This is a genomic window from Pseudonocardia sp., assembly GCF_029263155.1.
In the GTDB taxonomy this organism is placed as follows: domain Bacteria; phylum Actinomycetota; class Actinomycetes; order Mycobacteriales; family Pseudonocardiaceae; genus Pseudonocardia.
The window spans coordinates 39191-56619 of the sequence record NZ_JAJCYB010000088.1 but is presented as its reverse complement, the minus strand read 5'-3'; the positions used below and the strand labels follow the sequence as shown (position 1 = coordinate 56619).

General features: G+C 73.2%; 13 protein-coding genes and 3 pseudogenes. 11 read left to right on the top strand and 5 right to left on the bottom strand.

The window, feature by feature from the left end:
* Window positions 1-27 precede the first annotated feature (27 nt).
* The 4 genes and pseudogenes from Q1K26_RS18495 to Q1K26_RS18480 form a co-directional block, all read left to right on the top strand.
* Window positions 28-1779, top strand: a complete 1752-nt coding sequence (locus tag Q1K26_RS18495) for an ATP-binding protein (RefSeq protein ID WP_300014309.1) — start codon at window positions 28-30, stop codon at window positions 1777-1779.
* Window positions 1779-4949 (top strand): type I restriction endonuclease subunit R, encoded by a 3171-nt coding sequence (locus Q1K26_RS18490; protein WP_300014307.1) that lies wholly within the window; start codon window positions 1779-1781, stop codon window positions 4947-4949. The genes Q1K26_RS18495 and Q1K26_RS18490 overlap by 1 nt, the downstream gene beginning before the upstream one ends.
* Before the next feature lie 206 nt (window positions 4950-5155).
* Window positions 5156-6694, top strand: a complete 1539-nt coding sequence (locus Q1K26_RS18485) for a TPM domain-containing protein (RefSeq protein ID WP_300014304.1) — start codon at window positions 5156-5158, stop codon at window positions 6692-6694.
* 400 nt (window positions 6695-7094) lie between these two features.
* Window positions 7095-7916 (top strand): annotated as a pseudogene (locus tag Q1K26_RS18480) (mycofactocin-coupled SDR family oxidoreductase); the annotation flags it as partial.
* A 105-nt stretch (window positions 7917-8021) separates the two neighbouring features.
* Here the strand turns inward: Q1K26_RS18480 and Q1K26_RS18475 are convergent.
* Window positions 8022-9023 carry a carbohydrate kinase family protein gene (locus tag Q1K26_RS18475; protein WP_300014301.1) on the bottom strand — a complete coding sequence of 334 codons (1002 nt, stop codon included), beginning with the start codon at window positions 9021-9023 and terminating at the stop codon, window positions 8022-8024.
* Between the two features lie 316 nt (window positions 9024-9339).
* Here Q1K26_RS18475 and Q1K26_RS18470 point away from each other — a divergent pair, with 316 nt between their 5' ends.
* From Q1K26_RS18470 to Q1K26_RS18440, 7 genes and pseudogenes are all read left to right on the top strand, one after another.
* Entirely contained in the window at window positions 9340-9519 is a 180-nt protein-coding gene (locus Q1K26_RS18470) for a hypothetical protein (protein ID WP_300014298.1), read from the top strand.
* Window positions 9516-10903 (top strand): annotated as a pseudogene (locus Q1K26_RS18465) (mycothione reductase). The gene Q1K26_RS18470 and the pseudogene Q1K26_RS18465 overlap by 4 nt, the downstream one beginning before the upstream one ends.
* Before the next feature lie 74 nt (window positions 10904-10977).
* On the top strand, window positions 10978-11466 hold the full coding sequence (locus Q1K26_RS18460; RefSeq protein ID WP_300014295.1) for an STAS domain-containing protein: 489 nt from the start codon (window positions 10978-10980) through the stop codon (window positions 11464-11466).
* A 53-nt stretch (window positions 11467-11519) separates the two neighbouring features.
* Window positions 11520-11867 (top strand): metalloregulator ArsR/SmtB family transcription factor, encoded by a 348-nt coding sequence (locus Q1K26_RS18455; protein ID WP_300014292.1) that lies wholly within the window; start codon window positions 11520-11522, stop codon window positions 11865-11867.
* Complete coding sequence (locus Q1K26_RS18450; protein WP_300014289.1) at window positions 11864-12340, top strand: SRPBCC domain-containing protein; 477 nt, start codon at window positions 11864-11866, stop codon at window positions 12338-12340. The genes Q1K26_RS18455 and Q1K26_RS18450 overlap by 4 nt, the downstream gene beginning before the upstream one ends.
* Window positions 12337-12540 (top strand): annotated as a pseudogene (locus Q1K26_RS18445) (deaminase); the annotation flags it as partial. The gene Q1K26_RS18450 and the pseudogene Q1K26_RS18445, both read left to right, overlap by 4 nt.
* Window positions 12541-12743: 203 nt before the next feature.
* Window positions 12744-13286: a hypothetical protein gene (locus Q1K26_RS18440; protein ID WP_300014286.1), complete on the top strand. Its 543-nt coding sequence runs from the start codon at window positions 12744-12746 to the stop codon at window positions 13284-13286.
* Window positions 13287-13307: 21 nt separating this feature from the next.
* Here Q1K26_RS18440 and Q1K26_RS18435 read toward each other — a convergent pair whose 3' ends face one another.
* The 4 genes from Q1K26_RS18435 to Q1K26_RS18420 form a co-directional block, all read right to left on the bottom strand.
* Complete coding sequence (locus tag Q1K26_RS18435) at window positions 13308-14006, bottom strand: HAD family hydrolase (RefSeq protein WP_300014284.1); 699 nt, start codon at window positions 14004-14006, stop codon at window positions 13308-13310.
* A 67-nt stretch (window positions 14007-14073) separates the two neighbouring features.
* Window positions 14074-14685 (bottom strand): TIGR00730 family Rossman fold protein, encoded by a 612-nt coding sequence (locus tag Q1K26_RS18430; RefSeq protein ID WP_300014464.1) that lies wholly within the window; start codon window positions 14683-14685, stop codon window positions 14074-14076.
* An 18-nt stretch (window positions 14686-14703) separates the two neighbouring features.
* Window positions 14704-16146: an aldehyde dehydrogenase family protein gene (locus Q1K26_RS18425; RefSeq protein ID WP_300014282.1), complete on the bottom strand. Its 1443-nt coding sequence runs from the start codon at window positions 16144-16146 to the stop codon at window positions 14704-14706.
* Between the two features lie 35 nt (window positions 16147-16181).
* A complete protein-coding gene (locus Q1K26_RS18420) occupies window positions 16182-17351 on the bottom strand; it encodes an acyl-CoA dehydrogenase family protein (RefSeq protein ID WP_300014280.1) in 1170 nt (389 codons plus the stop codon).
* Between the last annotated feature and the right edge of the window lie 78 nt (window positions 17352-17429).

The following is a 17429-nucleotide window of genomic DNA, read 5'->3' as shown; positions in this document are numbered from 1 at the left end:
GCCGGGACGTGGCGAGGAAGGCGATCGATGGACACGATGGCGCTGATCGGGCGGCTGCGCAAGCTCGGCGTCGAGCCCACCGACGTCGAGGTCAAGTCGGGCGCCGGCGGTCTGCCGACGTCGGTCACCGAGACGATCAGCGCCTTCGCCAACGGTACCGGCGGCACCCTCCTGGTCGGCGTGGACGAGGGGGCCGGGTTCGTGCCGGCCGCGGGCTTCGACGCCCCGGCCATCCGCGACGCGCTCGCGGATGCCTGCGCGAACAAAGTCGAGCCACCCTGCCGGGCTCCGATCGAGATCGAGGAGGTCGACGGTGTGCTCGTCGTGCACCTCGACGTGCCGGAGCTCGACCCGGTGGAGAAGCCGTGTTTCGTGAGCAGCCGCGGGACCTACGGAGGTTCGTTCATCCGCGGCGGGGACGGTGACCGCAGGCTCTCGCATTACGAGGTGACGCAGCTCCTGTCCAACCGGAGCCAGCCGACGTTCGACCGCATGGCCGTTCCGGACGCCACGCAGGCCGACCTGGACGAGGACCTCGTCATCGCCTACCTCACGCGGGTCCGCCGCTCACGAGGGCTACGCCATGACGACCGCGAGCGCTTCCTGACCCGTCTGGGTGTGCTGACTCCAGATGCGGACGGCGTTCTGCGGCCGACGCTCGCCGGCCTGCTGTGCTTCGGCGAGTACCCGCAGCAGTACTTCCCGCAGCTCTTCGTCTCGTTCGTCGTCCTGCCGACGACACGTATGGGCGAACGGTCGCCGGACGGCCGGCGCTTCCTGGACAACAAGACCATCACCGGGCCGATCCCGACGATCGTCGCCGACGTCGTCGCGATGGCCATCCGCAACATGCGGGCGGGCGCGATCATCACCGGTATCGGCCGGGAGGACCGATATGACTACCCTCTCGACGTCGTCCGCGAACTGGTCGTCAACGCGCTCATGCACCGCGACTACAGCCCTGACGCGCGTGGCGCCCAGGTGCGGGTCGAGCTGTACCCGGACCGCCTGGTCGTCGCGAACGCAGGGGGCCTCTTCGGGCCGATCACCGTGGCCGACCTCGGCTCGGCGGCGCATCGCTCGACGTCACGCAATCAGACCATGGCCGCGCTGCTCGCCGACATCGAGCTGCCCGGATCCCGTGACGAGATGCTGTGCGAGAACCGCGGTTCCGGATTGCTCGACGTGATGGCGGAACTGCGCAGGGTCGGCATGAGCCCGCCGAAGTTCGACGTGCGACCCGGAACCGTCACGGTGTCGATTCCGCAGCACGCACTCCTCGCACCGGAGATCGTCGCGTGGATCGGTTCGCTGAAACTGTCCGCGCTCACCGACGCGCAGCACCTCGCGCTCGCGATGATGCGGGCGACCGGCCGCGTCACGAACGCCATGCTGCAGGCGTGGGGGGTTGATCGGACCGATGCCGGTCGAGCACTCAAGGACCTCGTCCAGCGCGGGGTCGCCGAGATCAGCGGTGGACGGCGATACGCCAGCTACCACCTCGTCGACGACGTCGGCCCGGTCGAGCACGACCCACCCGCCGAGCCCGATCAACGGAAGGCCCGGCCGGCAGGGATAGAAGCCGACCTCGACGCCGTCATGCAGGCGATCCGAGCCGGCAGCACCAGCCCTCGCGCTCTTGCGGCACGCTTGGGCCTGTCGGAGCGGACCGCAACTCGGCGGCTGTCGGTGCTGGTGGATCGCGGTCTCATTGCACCCCTGTATCCCTTCCGCAGCAGCAAGCAGAGCTACCGGATCGTCGATACGGAGGGACACTGATGGCCGGCGAGGCCGACTGGGAGCAGATCGCGCTCGACCGGTTCGAGGAGCACGGGTGGATGCCGCTCCCCGGCGCCGCCGTCGCGCCCGGAAGCGAGGACGGCCGGACGTCCTGGGACGACATCGTGCTCCGCGGCCGACTCCTCACCGCGCTACGGCGGCTCAACCCCCACGTGCCGGGCGGATACCTGGAGGAGGCGCTGGCCGAGATCCTGAAGCTGGGATCCCAGGACGCGATCGCCGAGAACTACCGGATGCACCGGGTGCTCGTGGAGGGCTACCGCAGGATCAGCTACGTCGACGCCGACGGGATCGAGCAGAACCCCACGATCCGCGTGGTCAGCCACCGCGTCGAGGACAACGAGTGGCTCGCGGTCAACCAGGTGACGGTCCGCTCGAAGGAACACGAGCGGCGGTTCGACGTCGTGCTCTACCTCAACGGCATGCCGGTCGTGGTCGTCGAGCTGAAGAACGCCGGTTCGGCGTCGGCCACGACGGCCAAGGCGCACGCGCAGCTCGCGACCTACCTGCAGGAGTTCCCGGCCGCGTTCCGGTTCTGCGTGCTGACGATCATCAGCGACGGCATCACCGCCCGCTACGGCACCCCGTTCACGCCGCTCAACCACTACTCGCCGTGGAACGTGGACGACAGCGGGGAGCCGGTCACCCCCGGCGTCTTCTCCGAAGGCCTCGCCGACGTCGCGCTCGAGACCCTCATCGAAGGGCTCGGAAACCAGGAGCGGCTCCTGCAGATGCTGCGGAACTTCGTCGCCTTCGACCTGGACGGGGGCCGCCTGGCGAAGCGGGTCGCCAAGCCGCACCAGTACTTCGCGGTCACCAAGGCGGTCGGCAAGACGGTCGCGGCCGCCGAGAGCGACGGCAAGGCGGGCGTCGTCTGGCACACCCAGGGGTCGGGCAAGTCGATGGAGATGGAGCTCTACGCCCACCTCGTCGCCGTCGCGCCGAAGCTGAAGAACCCGACGCTCGTGGTCGTCACCGACCGCACCGAGCTCGACACGCAGCTCTTCGAGACCTTCAACCGCTCCCGGCTGCTCACCGAGACCCCCGTCCAGGTGTCGTCGCGCGACGCGTTGCGGACCGCGCTGCGCGAGCGGATGACCGGAGGCATCTACTTCACGACGCTGCAGAAGTTCGGACGCACCCAGGCCGAGCGTGAGGCCGGAGCCGAGCACCCGATGCTGTCGGACCGGCGCAATATCGTGGTGATCGTCGACGAGGCCCACCGCAGTCACTACGACCGCATCCGCGGGTTCGCGCGCAGCATCCGTGACGCGCTGCCCAGAGCCACGTTCATCGCCTTCACCGGCACCCCGATCTCCTTCGCCGACCGCGACACGCAGGAGGTGTTCGGCGACGTCATCGACGTCTACGACCTCACCCGGGCCGTGGACGACGGCGCCACCGTTCCCGTGCGGTTCGAGCAGCGGCTGATCGAGCTCGCGCCCGGCGTCAGTGAGGAGCAGCTCGACCACGCCGCGGACGAGGCGACCTCCGGCCTCGACGACGTCGAGCGGGCCAACATCGAGAAGTCGGTCGCGGTCATCAACGCGCTCTACGGCGCACCGGCCCGCCTCAAGGCCCTCGCCGCGGACATCGTCGAGCACTGGGAGCGCCGCTGCACCGCCATGGCGCCGTTCCTCGGTGTCCCGGGCAAGGCGTTCATCGTCGGCGCGACGCGGGAGATCTGCGCCCGGCTGTACGACGAGATCATCGCGCTGCGGCCGGGCTGGCACGACGCCGACGACCTCGCAGGTGTCATCAAGGTCGTCTACTCCGGCTCGGCGACGGATCCCGATCACATCCAGACGCACGTCCGGCGCGGGTCGGAGGTGAAGAAGGTGCAGAACCGGATCCGCGACGAGCACGACCCGCTCCAGATCGTGATCGTCAAGGACATGATGCTCACCGGGTTCGACGCCCCACCGCTGCACACGCTCTACCTGGACCGGCCGCTCCAGGGAGCTCTGCTGATGCAGACGCTCGCCCGGGTCAACCGCACGTTCGAGGGCAAGCCGGACGGCCTGCTCGTCGCCTACGCGCCGCTGGCGGAGAACCTGGAGTCCGCACTCGCGCAGTACACCGACAACGACCGCACCCGCAAGCCGGTCGGGCGGGACATCGACGAGGCCGCCGTCGAGACCCGCAGGCTCGTCGAACAGCTCGACGCCCTGAGCGCCCCGTTCGGATGGCGGTCGAAGCTGACCAGCACGACCGCATGGCTCAAGACCGCCGTCGGGCTGGCCACCTGGCTGCGCTCGCCGTCGACACCGGGCAACCAGGTGGCCGAGGGCGAGGAGCCCGTCGGCCAGCGGTTCCGCACGCTCACCGCCCAGCTCGCACGGTGGTGGTCGGTGGCCGCCGGGGAGGTGACGCTGGCCGAGCTGCTGCCGTCGGTGCAGTTCTACGAAGAGGTCCGCGTCTACATGGCCAAACTCGACGCCGCCGAGCGGCAGGCCAACGGTGAGCCGGTGCCCGAGGAGATCCAGCGCCTGCTGTCCGAGCTCGTCGCCACGTCGACGAAGACCGGACGGATCGTCGACATCTACGAGGCCGCGGGCATGCCGAAGCCCTCGCTGTCCGACCTGACCCCGGACTTCCAGCTCAGAGCCCAGCAGGCCGAGAACCCGCACCTGGCGATCGAGGCGCTGCGCAACCTGCTCACCGCCCAGGCCGCCGGCGTCGCGCGCAACAACGTGGTCCGACAGCGCGCCTTCTCCGAACGCATCAGGGCGCTGATGAACCGCTACACGAACCAGCAGCTCACCTCGGCGGAGGTGATCGCGGAACTGATCGCGCTGGCCAGGGAGGTCGCCACCGAGGGCGACCGCGGACAGCGGTTCACCCCGCCGCTCTCGGAGGACGAGCTGGCGTTCTACGACGCGGTCAGCGACAACGAGTCGGCGGTGGAAGTGCAGGGCGAGGACGTCCTGGCGAGCATCGCGCGCGAGCTGGTCGCGGTGATGCGCCGGGACGTCAAGACGGACTGGATGGTCCGCGACGACGTCCGCGCGAAGCTCCGGTCGTCGATCAAGCGGTTGCTCGTCAAACACAAGTACCCACCGGACAAGCAGCCTGACGCGATCCGGCTCGTCATCGAGCAGATGGAGGCGATGGCGCCGCTGTACACGCACGACCGCGAGGCCGGATGAGCGCGGCGCGCCTCCCACACCCCGGCAACGGACCACGATCGGACACCAGGTCGACGGGGTACCCGCCAACCCCGGTGCTGGGCCGGCGCTGACCGGACGCCGATCACCCCGGTGTGCCGGCCGCCGCCCGACGCGGCATCATGCTGGGGGTGGATCACCGACGGGGGGTTGGTGCGGTGCGGGTTGGTGCTGTCCGGGGGTCATCGGTGCCCGGAGGGCTGGCTGCCGTCCTGGCGGTGCTGCTGGCGGTGCTCGTCACCGCGCCCGCGGCGCTCGCGCAGGAGGCCGACCGGTTCCCCGGCCTCGAACCGGGCGTGCGCGTCTACGACGAGACCGGGTCCTCGCTGACGCCGGAGCAGACGAGCGACCTGCAGGACCGGCTCGACGCGCTGCGCGACACCGGGGCCGATGCGGTCGTACTCGTGCGCGCGCTCGACGCGTCGAGCGAGGACACCTTCGACCAGGTGGAGGCCCTGCAGCAGGCGTGGGTCGCGCGCACCGGTGCGGACCAGGACACTGCCGTGGCGATCCTGGTCAACCGCGACCCCGACGACCCGCAGGAGGCGCGCGCCGGCATCTTCGTCGGGCGCACCCTCGACGACGGCAACGTCCCGCGCGACGAGCAGGAGGACATCGTCGAGGACGCCCTGATCCCGCCGCTGCGCGAGGGCGACGTCCACGCGAGCCTCGTCGCGGGGATCGAGCGGCTCTCGGACAGCATCCGGTTCGGGCCGCCGGTCAGCGCGGCCGAGCAGTGGGCGGCGGACGCCTCGCGGAGCTGGCTGCCGACGGCGGCGCTCGCCGCCGCACTCGTCGCGCTGACCGGGGCGTTCGGCCTGTTCCGCGGGCGGCGCACCACCGACCGGACTCCCGGGAAGCCGACCACCCGCCGCCCGGGGGACCTGCCGCCCGCGGTGGCCGCCGCGCTCGTCGCCGGCGGACCGCCCTCCTCGCCGACACCGGCGGTCCTGCTCGACCTCGCGACCCGCGGGGCCGTCGACATCGAGCCGGAGAGCGACGGCGGGACGTTCAGCAGCCCGAAGGTGCAGGTCCGGCTGCGCGACGAGGGGCTGCTCCGCGACGACGTCGACCGCGCGGTCTGGCGCGGCCTCGCCGACCGTGCCGACGGCGAGGTCGTCGACAGCACCGCGCTCGGGAAGGTCGTCCGCGACCCGTCCGCGGTCCGCACGGCCCTGCGCAACAGGCTCGTCGCCCAGGGTTGGCTCGACGAGGCGGCGCGGGTGCCGCGGGCGTGGCTCGCCGTGATCGCGGTCCTCGGCTGGGTCCTGCTGGTGGCCGGGTTCGTCGTCGGCGCGATCGGCGAGGCGCCCTGGCCGGCGTGGGTGGCGCTGGGCGGCCTCGCGGTGGCCGCCCTCGCCGCGACCGTGCTGGCCACCACGTACCCCAGCCTCACCATCGCCGGCCAGAACGCCGCCGTCGGCTGGATCGCCTACCGCGACGGGCTCAAGGCCGCGGCCGAGGACGAGCACGCGGACCTGGACCTCGACGCCGTCCTCCCCGACGCCGTGGCCCTCGACCTCGCCGGCGCGCTGGAGGACCGGATGAAGGCCGCCGCGGAGTCGGGGCAGGTCGTGCGCGCGTTCGGGGCGGCCGGGCACTCCGCTCAGCTCGCGACGTTCCCGTGGTGGATCGCCTTCAACTCCACGGCGGGGACGTCCGCGAGCGGCACCACCGTCAGCGGCGGTGGGGCGGGCGGCGGGGGCGGCGCCGCCGGCAGCACCTGACCCGGGCAGCGCGTCACCGGCTCGTCGACCCCCGGCGGCCCACCCCGGTCCGACGTCGGCCGACAGCACCGCGGACCACGCGTACCGCAGCCTACTGCGCCAACCCGGCGACAGGGGTTGACGTCCCCACAATGTGTAGACACTCTATCTCACACATGCATCTGACGTGGAGATACGAAATAAGTGTCTACCTCTTCGATGCGGGAGTCACGGGGCAGTTCGGGACCGGGGACCGGGAGCGCAGAACCAGCCGGCCCGGGGCCGGGCCCTGGCCGGACCCGCCGTCCGTCACCGAGGAACGGAGTTCACCCCATGATCGAGATCAGCAGCACGCTCGCCGTCGACGACGGCACCGCGCGGGGCAGCGTCGACAGCGAGATGGTCGCGTGACCGGCCGCGTCGAGGCAAGGTCGCCCTCATCTCCGGGGCCGCCCGTGGCCAGGGCCGTGCGCACGCGGTGCGCCTGGCCCAGGAGGGGGCGGACATCATCGCGTTCGACATCTGCGGGCCGGTCGACGCCCAGGGTGCCCCCGCCGCCGCCGAGGAGGACCTGGCGGAGACCGTCGCACGGGTGGAGCAGCTGGACCGCCGGATCGTCTGGGCGAAGGCCGACGCGCGCGACTTCGCCGCCGTGCAGCGCCTGGTCGACGACGGGGTCGAGCAGCTCGGTCACGTCGACATCGTCTCGGCGAACGCCGGGATCCAGGGCATCGCCGCGGACTCCGCCCACACCACCGAGCAGGACTGGCGCGCGGTGCTCGACACCAACCTCACCGGGGTCTGGAACACCGCCAGGGCGGCCATCCCGCACCTGGTGGAGCGCGGCCGGGGTGGGGCGATCGTGTTGACCAGCTCCTCGCTCGCCCTCAAGGCCGTGCCGAACTTCTCGGCCTACACCTCGGCGAAGCACGGCGTGGTCGGGCTGATGCGCAGCCTGGCCGTGGAGCTGGCGCCGCACTCGATCCGGGTGAACTCGCTGCACCCCACCACGGTGCCCACGCCGCTGCTGCTCAACGAGAACAACTGGCGGATCTTCCGCCCCGACCTCGACGCACCGACCCTCGACGACGTCATCCACCTCTACCAGGGGCTCAACCTGCTCCCGGTGCCGTGGGTGGAGGCGGAGGACATCGCCAACGCGCTGCTGTTCCTCGCCTCCGACGAGGCCCGCTACGTCACCGGCGTCGCCCTGCCCGTCGACGCCGGCATGTCCGTGAAGTGACGGGGTGCCGGCGGGGTGGCGCCGCGGCACGACGCCGGACAGGACGGTGCGCACAGCTGGGCACGGACGCGGGCGACGACCGGGCGCCGCCGGGCACGACCGCGGTCACGCCACGGCCCCGCCGGCGGCCGCCTGCAGCAGCGGGTCGAGGTCCGCGGCGGCCTCGGTCCCGTAGGCGTCGGCGACGCGGGCCCGGTCGCGGGCGGGGTCCAGGTCCCACTCCTGGGTGCCCTCGGTCTCCAGCACCAGCGTGGCGACCAGCGAGCCCAGCTGGGCGGCCCGCTCGATGCCCAGCCCGGCGGCCGTGGCGGCCAGGAAACCGGCCCGGAACCCGTCCCCGACGCCGGTCGGGTCCACGGTCTCGCGCGCGGGGACCACGCCGACCCGGACCTCCTCTCCCCCGGCGACCAGCACGGCGCCCTGCGCGGACAGCGTCGTGATGCGCGTCCCGACCCGCCCGGCGATCTCGGCCTCGTCCCAGCCGGTCCGGCGGGTGAGCAGGGCCCACTCGTACTCGTTGGTGAAAAGGTAGTGCGCGCCGTCGACGAGCGTGCGGCACTGGTCCCGGTCGAGTCGGGGCAGCTGCTGGGACGGGTCGGCGGCGAAGGGCAGGCCGATCCCGCGCGCCTGCTCGGTGTGGCCGATCATCGCGGCCGGGTCGTCCGCGCCGACCAGCAGCAACCCGACGCCGTGGCTCCCGACCAGCGGGGCGATCGGCCGCCGGCCGGCCTCGCTCATCGCGCCCGGGTAGAACGAGGCCAGCTGGCACTGGTCGTCGTCGGTGGTGCAGGTGAACCGGGCGGTGTGGGCCGTCGCCGAGAGGTGCACCCCGGCACAGTCGACCCCGTGCGACTCCAGCCAGGTGCGGTAGTCGGCGAAGTCGGGTCCGGCGGACCCGATCAGCAGCGGGCGGCAGCCCAGCACCCCCAGCCCGAAGGCGATGTTGGCGCCGACCCCGCCCCGGTGCACGACGAGATCGTCGACGAGGAAGCTCAGCGAGATCTTCTCCAGATGGCTGCCGACCAGCTGGTCGGCGAACCGGCCGGGGAAGTGCATGAGGTGGTCGGTCGCGATCGAGCCGGCGACGGCGACGGTTCCGTGGGGCATGGCGACTCCGGGTCGGGATCCGGTGTGGCGTGGGCGTGGGGACCGGCTCGCGAGTGGATCGGGCGGTGCTGGGCGGCACCTCCCGAACGATGCCAGCGCGACGGCCGTCGGGTCTCTGGGACGGTCCTCAATCCTGGGCGTCCGCGGACTGTGGATGCGGACAGGACCCCGGTGCGTCGGCAGCGGCACCACGAGCGGCGATCCTCACCGTCATCGGTCGCGCCGCGACGCGATATGTGCCATCCCACAACGGCGGCCGCGCATCGCTCCGCTCGCACGCGGGTACCCCCGGGCATCCGACGGTGAGGAGTCGCCGATGACCGGCACGGAACCGGGACACCCGGACGAGGACGACGAGGTCGACAGGCTGGACCGCGACCTGGCGGTGGCCAACGACCTCGGACCGGCAGAGGGCAGGCGCGGCGAGGAGCCCGGTGTGCGACCGCGCGACGCCGATCGGCAGGAGGAGCCCGACCCGCCCACCCTTCCGCGGTGACCCATCATGATCTCGTCATCCTCGGCGCCGGGTCCGGCAACACCGTCGTCGACGCCTGCACCGACCTGGACGTGGCCGTCGTCGACCACGGGGAGTTCGGGGGCACCTGCCTGAACGCGGGCTGCATCCCGACGAAGATGCTCACCCACACCGCGGACGTCGCCGAGGCCGTCCGCGCGGCCGGTCGCTTCGGTGTCGACGCCCGGCTCGACGCGGTGCGGTGGACCGAGGTCCAGGACCGGGTCTTCGGGCGGCTGGACGCCGTCGCCGCGGACGGCCGGGCGGGCCGGGTCGACGCCGAGCACGTCACCGTCCACTCGGGGCACGCCCGGTTCACCGGGCCGCGCACGCTGTCCGTCGAACGAACCGACGGGTCGGGACACGACGTGGTCTCCGGGGACCGGGTGGTCGTCGCCGCCGGAAGCCGCCCGGCGGTTCCCGAGCCGGTGGCGTCGTCTCGCGTACCGTTCGAGACCTCGGACACGATCATGCGCCGGGCCGCGCTGCCCCGGCGCCTGGCGATCCTCGGCGGCGGCTACATCGCCGCCGAGTTCGCGCACGTCTTCTCCGCGCTCGGCGCCGACATCGTCATGATCGACATGGCGGACCGGCTGCTCGGCGGCCAGGACGAGGCCGTCGTCGACGGGTTCACCGCGCTCGCCCGCGAGCGCTACGACGTGCGGCTGGGCCGGCAGGTCGAGTCCGTGACGGGCACCGCCGGGGCGGTGCGGCTCGTGCTGGACGAAGGGCCGTCGAGGCCGACACGCTGCTGGTCGCGGTCGGCCGCACGCCCAACGGCGACCGCCTCGACCTGCACGCGGCCGGGATCGAGCGGCACCCCGACGGGCGCATCGTGGTCGACGCGGGCCAGCGCACCACCGCCGAGGGCGTCTACGCCCTGGGCGACGTGAGCACGTCGGTGCCGCTCAAGCACGTGGCCAACCGCGAGGCGGAGGTCGCCTCGTACAACCTGCTCCACCCCGAGGACCCGATGGAGACCGACCTGTCCGCGGTCCCCGCGGCGATCTTCACGGACCCCCGGATCGCCGCCGTCGGGCGCACCTCGCAGCAGTGCCGCGATCAGGGCATCGACCACGTCGAGAGCGTCCAGCCCTACTCCGGGACGGCCTACGGATGGGCGCTGGAGGACACCACCGGGTTCTGCAAGGTCCTGGCCGAGCGCGGCACCGGCCGGCTGCTCGGCGCGCACATCATGGGCCCCCAGGCGGCCACGCTGATCCAGCCGCTCGTGGTGGCGCTGTCCTGCGGCATCGACGCGCGCACGCTCGCGAACACGCCGTTCTGGATCCATCCCGCGCTCACCGAGGTGGTGGAGAACGCCCTGCTGGGGCTCGGCCGCGCAGGCCCGCACGCCGAGGTGTGAGCGGGCCGGGCAACCGGGTATCCCCGGGGCCGCGCGGCGGCGTCCATGCAGCCCGCGGAACGTGGGAGGTACCCGTGACTTCAGTGGACGACATGCAACTGGCCGTCGAGCACACCCGGCGCGGCATCGCGGTGGTCTGGGTGGCAGGCGACCTCAACCGGATCACCGCCCGCCGCCTGGCCCGGCTGCTCGACACGTGCACCAGCCTGCGGGCCGACGCCGCACGGTGCACGCACGTCGTCGTCGACCTGCACGACGTCCGGACCTTCGGCACCGGCGGCCTGGAGGTGCTGGGCGAGGCCGAGCAGGCGTGCCGTCGCGCGGGGGCGTCGCTGTACGTCACCGGCGTCGCGGACCGCCGTACCGCGCTCCCGCAGCACGTCGACTCCCTGCTCGCCGCCCTCCCGGGCTTCCGCACGCCCGAGATCGCCCTCGACGCGCTGGACGACCCGGCCGCACCCGGCCTGCCCGCGACATCCGGTCCCGTAGTGGAGATCGACCCGCGCCGGTCACACCTCGCGGTCGTCCGCGGGCCCGGCGACCGCGACGTGGTCGGGACCTGAGCGGTAACACTTAGCCTTTGCGCTAAGTTTCGGTGAGCGCGACACTTTGCCCCATGGCTCAGTATTCAGCGGTGCTCGACGGGGTGCTCGACGGGGTGTTCGTCGCGCTCGCGGACCCGACGCGGCGCGCGGTCGTCGGCAGGCTCGGCCGCGGGCCGGCCAGTGTCGGTGACCTCGCCCGCGACGCCCCGATGACGCTCCCGTCGTTCATGAAGCACGTGCGGGTGCTGGAGTCGAACGGCCTGATCCGCACCACGAAGTCCGGCCGGGTGCGCATGTGCGAGCTCGATCCGGAGCGGTTCGAGCTCGTCGACGACTGGCTCGCGGAGCAGCGGCGCATCTGGGCGGACCGCACCGACCGTCTCGAACGGTTCGTCACCACCCCGGAGGAGAACCGGTGAACCCCGACCTCGATCTCGGCATCCACCGGATCATCCGCGCACCCCGCCCGCAGGTGTGGGCGGCCTGGACCGATCCGGACCAGCTGGCGCGGTGGTGGCTGCCCGCCCCCACCCGCTGCCGCGTCCAGCGGCTCGACGTCCGGCCCGGCGGCGCGTTCGTCACGCAGATGAGCGACGACGCGCAGGGGTTCGTCCCGCACCTGGACGCGTGCTTCCTCGTGGTCGAGCCGTCGGAGCGGATCGTGTTCACCAACGCGGTCGACAGCGGTTGGCGCCCCGCGATGCCCGACCCGATAGCGATGACCGCCGAGGTGGTCCTGCGCGACCACCCGGAGGGCACCGACTACCGGGTGACCGTGCGGCACGGCGATCCCGTGGCCCGCGCCCGGCACGCCGCGCTCGGCTTCGCCGACGGCTGGGGCACCACCACCGACCAGCTCGCCGGGCTCGCCGAGAGCGGGATGCGACGATGAGGATCGCCGTCACGCAGTTCCTCACCCTCGACGGGGTGAGCCAGGCACCGGGCTCCTCGACCGAGGACACGAGCGACGGCTTCGCCGCAGGCGGCTGGCTGGTGCCGCACCTGGACGCCGCGTTCGTCGGATGCGCGTCGGCCTGGCTCGACCTGGCCGACGGCCTGCTGCTCGGCCGCCGGACCTACCCTGCTGCTGCTCGAGTACGACGTCACCGGCGCCCCGGCCCTCGCCGACTACGACGGCGTCACGGACCTGACGTAGGTGATCGATCCCGGCCACCCGCACGAGACGATGGGCGGCACTGTGGCCGGTCCTCGTCCGGCCCCGAGGTGGGAGCGTCATTCTGGTACCCCCACGGGCGAGCGCCGCAGCCGTCCTGACCACCGCACCCGGGAGAGCCGTGCCCCTCGCCGCAGACCGCGCCCACGACGTCGCCGACGGGCTGTTCGCCCGACACGCCACCGTGTTCGGCGACGACCTGGACCGCTACCGCGGCCACGTCCACCGCGTGATCGGCCTCGTCGCGCTGCAGGCGCCCCTCGAAGGCACCACCGCCGACGCGGTCGGCGTCGCCGGATTCTTCCACGACGCCGGCCTGTGGTTCGACGGCGGCACCTGGGACTACCTGCCACCCTCGATCCGGCACGCCCGGGCCGAACTCGGCGGCGCGGACGACCACGGCCCACTGGTCGCAGCGATGATCGACGAGCACCACCGCGTCCGGCACGCCCACCATCCCGACCCGCTCGTCGAGGCGTTCCGCCGGGCCGACCTCACCGACGTCACCGGCGGGCTCGTGGGTGCCCCCGGAGTGCCCCGCGCCGCCTACCGGGCGCTCACGGCGCGCCACCCCGCCACCGGCTTCCGTCCGATGCTGCTGCGGGCGTTCCGTCGCGGGCTGCGCGAGGACCCGCGACGTCCGCTGCCGATGCTCCGGCTGTAGCGGCCGACGGCGGGCCTGCCGTCACCGTCCGGGCCGGTCGAGCACCCGCCCCAGCGGGGAGTCGTCGAGGCGCTCCAGCAGGTCGGCCGGATCGGCGCGCACGTCCCGGGCCCCGGCCTCCCGCAGCTGCGCCGCACCGATGCCGCCGCACTCCAGCGCGATGCAGGGCAGCCCGGCCGCCCGCGCCGCCTCGACGTCCCAGACGGTGTCGCCCACGGCCACGGTCCGCGCCGGGTCGAGGCCGTGCTGCTCGACGGCGACGCCCAGCAGGTCGGGGGCCGGCTTCCCGGCCTCCACGTCGGCCGAGGTCGTGGCCCCGGCCACCGCGTCGCCTGCGCCGATCGCGGGCCGCATCCAGTCGAGATCGGACGCCGCGCCGCTCGTGGCCAGCACCACGGTGGCGCCGCGGGCCGCGCACGCGGTGATGAGCTCCGCCACCCGCGGGAACGCGACGACCCGCTCGCGCAGCGGCTCGTAGCGCTCGCCGTGCGCTGTCACCGTCGCCTCGTCGTCCATGCCCAGCAGGTGCCGCACCAGTGCCGAGCCGGGCATCCCGATCGCCCGGTGGATGTCCGCCATCACGACCCCGGGGTGCCCGGTGTCGACGAACGCCTGGGACCAGGCGAGGACGTGCAGGTAGTTGGTGTCCAGCAGGGTGCCGTCGACGTCGAACAGGACGCCGGGGCGGAGCCGGTCGGCACGGGAGGAGGTGTCGGGCACGCGGGCGGATACCCGCGGGGGGCGGTCGGGACACCTGTGGGCGCGATCCTGCAGCAGGGTCGGCCCGCTACCCCCGGTCACCATCGCGATCGCTCCCGCCGGGCTCCACCGCCGGTGTCCACCGCTGGTCCGCCCGGGCCCGCCACGCGCCCATCCGGGCGATCAGCTCCGGCGCACCCGCGGCGGCCAGGACCAGCGCCCGGTCGTCGTCGCGCAGGAAGCGCTCCCGGACCGCGTGGTCGAGGAACGCCAGCAGCAGGTCGTAGTAGCCGGCGGTGTTGAGCAGGCCGGTCGGCTTGTGGTGCAGCCCCAGCTGCGACCAGGTGACGATCTCGGCGAACTCCTCCAGGGTCCCGAGACCCCCGGGCAGGGCGATGAAGCCGTCGGAGAGCTCGTTCATCAGGGCCTTGCGCTCGTGCATCGAGCCGACGACGTGCAGCTCGGTCAGTCCCGGGTGGGCGATCTCGGCGCCCACCTGCTGCTCGGGGATGACCCCGACGACCTCGCCGCCCGCCGCGAGCACCCGGTCGGCCAGCGCCCCCATCGTGCCGACGGCGGCACCCCCGTAGACGACCCGGACGCCGCGCGTGGCGAGCAGGTCCGCCAGCTCGCCGACCGTGTCGAGGTAGACCGGCGTGCGGCCCGGGTTGGAACCGCAGAACACGCACACGCTCCGCAGTGCCGTCTCCACGCCCGGTCACCTGCCTCTCAGGTAGACGGTGGTGGTGTGGGTGAAGAACTCCCGGGAGGCCCGGCCCTGCTCCTTCGGGCCGTAGCCGCTGTGCTTCGCGCCGCCGAAGGGCACGTGCGGGTCCGCGCCCGCGGTCTCGGAGTTGACGTGCAGGACACCGACGTCCAGCGTGTCGACGGCGTCGAGCGCCGCCCCCAGGTCGGTCGTGAACACCGCGGCCGCCAGCCCGTAGGCGCTGTCCGCCGCGAGCGCGAACGCCGTGGCGGGGTCGGCGGCGCGCACGACGGCGAGCACCGGGCCGAAGAGCTCCTCGCGCCAGATGACGGGATCGGTCGAGTCGAGCTCCAGGACGGCCGGCGGCGCGAAGAAGCCCTCGGCCAGATCGCCGCCGGGCAGGTGCTCGCGGGTGGTACGGGGCCGTGCACCCTGCCGCACGGCGGCGGTGACGCCCGCGCCGACCGCCTCCGCCGCGGCGGCGCTGACCAGCGGGCCCATCTGCACACCGTCGACCAGCGGGTCACCGACGACGAGCGCGTCGGCCCGCCGCGCGATCTCGGCGACGAACTCGTCGGCGACGGCCCGCTCGACGACCAGGCGGGAGGTCGCGGTGCACTTCTGGCCGGTCGACCGGAAGGCGCCGAGCAGCACCTGCTCGGCGGCGAGGTCGAGGTCGGCGTCGGCGAGCACCACCGCGGCGTTCTTGCCGCCCATCTCCGCCTGCACCGGGACCCCGCGGGCCGCGCAGGACGCCGCGATCGCCCGCCCGACCGCCGTGGACCCGGTGAACGTGACGGCGTCGACACCGGGGTGGTGGACCAGCGCGCCGCCGGTCCGCCCGCCCGCGACGACCAGGTTGAGCACGCCGGGGGGCAGGCCTGCGTCGTGCAGCGCGGAGGCCAGTCGCACCGCCAGCAGGGGGACCGTGCTCGCCGGCTTCCACACGACGGTGTTGCCGTGCACCAACGCGGGCGCGATCTTCCAGGCCGGGATGGCGATCGGGAAGTTGAACGGCGTGACGACCAGTACGACACCGACCGGGCGGCGGGTGACCAGGATGCGCTCACCCCGGCGCGGGGACGCGTAGACCTCGCCGGCCTCGCGGTCGGCCTCCCCGGCGCAGTAGCGCAGGATCTCTGCCGCCCGGCGCACCTCGCCGACGCCCTCCGGGCGGGTCTTGCCCTCCTCGGCCGCCAGCTCGGCACCCCACCGCTCGGCGGCGGCCTCGACGAGGGCGGCCGCGCGCACGAGCACGGCCGCGCGCTCGTGGTACGGGGTGCCCGACCAGCCGGGCGCGGCGCGCCGGGCCGCCGCCACGGCCGCGACGGCGTCCTCCGCGCTCGCCTCGGTCCCCGCGGCGACCGAGCGGCTCGGCCGGGCCGGGTTGACGTCGGTGTAGGCGGCGCCCGCGCCGTCACGCCAGCGCCCGTCGACGAGGTGCTGCAGCCGCACGGGGCCTGTCTCCCCCGGGCTCGTCTCCACCGCCCTCATCCCCGGAAGGCCGCGAGGCCGGTCAGGGCCTGGCCGATGACCAGCGCGTGCATCTCGCTGGTGCCCTCGTAGGTCAGCACCGACTCCAGGTTGTTCGCGTGCCGCAGCACCGGGTACTCCAGGGTGATCCCGCTGCCGCCCAGGATGGTGCGGCACTCGCGCGCGATGGCGATCGCCTCCCGCACGCTGTTGAGCTTGCCCAGGCTCACCTGCTCCGGCCGGATCGTCCCGGCGTCCTTGAGCCGCCCCAGGTGCAGCGCCAGCAGCCACCCCTTGCCGAGCTCGAGGGTCATGTCCGCGAGCTTCTGCTGGGTGAGCTGGAACCCGGCGATCGGGCGGTCGAACTGCACGCGCGTCACGGCGTGGTCGAGCGTGGCCGCCAGGCAGTCGCGCGCCGCGCCCAGCGCCCCGAACACGATGCCGAACCGGGCCTCGTTGAGGCACGACAGCGGCGCACCCAGGCCGGTCGCCAGCGGCAGCCGGGCCGTGTCGGGCAGCCGCACGCCGTCGAGGACGAGCTCGGCGGTGACCGACGCCCGCAGCGAGAGCTTGTGCGGGATCGAGCGGGCCGAGAAGCCGGGGGTCCCGGCCGGTACCAGGAACCCGCGGATCCCCTCCTCGGTGCGCGCCCACACGGTGGCGACGTCGGCGATGCTCCCGTTGGTGATCCACATCTTGGTGCCGTCGAGGACCCAGTCCGAGCCGTCGCGGCGCGCCGTCGTGCGCATGCCGGCGGGGTCGGAACCGAAGTCCGGCTCGGTCAGGCCGAAGCACCCGATCGCCTCGCCCGCCGCCAGCCGCGGCAGCCACTGCTGCTTCTGCTCCTCCGATCCCCAGCGGTGCACGGAGTACATCGACAGCGAGCCCTGCACCGACACGAAGCTGCGCAGCCCGCTGTCGGCGGCCTCCAGCTCGGCGCACGCGAGGCCGTAGCTGACGGCGTTGGTCCCGGCGCAGCCGTAGCCCTCCAGGTGCATGCCCAGCACGCCGAGGGCGCCGAACTCCTTCGCCAGCTCGCGTGCGGGCAGCGTCCCCGCCTCGAACCAGCCGGCGATCTCGGGTCGCAACCGGTCGTCGACGAAGCGGCGCACCGTGCGCGCGATGTCGGCCTCCTCCTCCTGCAGCAGGCCGTCGACGGCGAACAGCTCCAACGGCTGGCGGGTCATGCCGGGCTCCCGGTGGAGGCGAGGGGTGCCGCGGCCGCGCGCTCCACCGAGAACTCCAGCAGCTCACTCGGCCCGAAC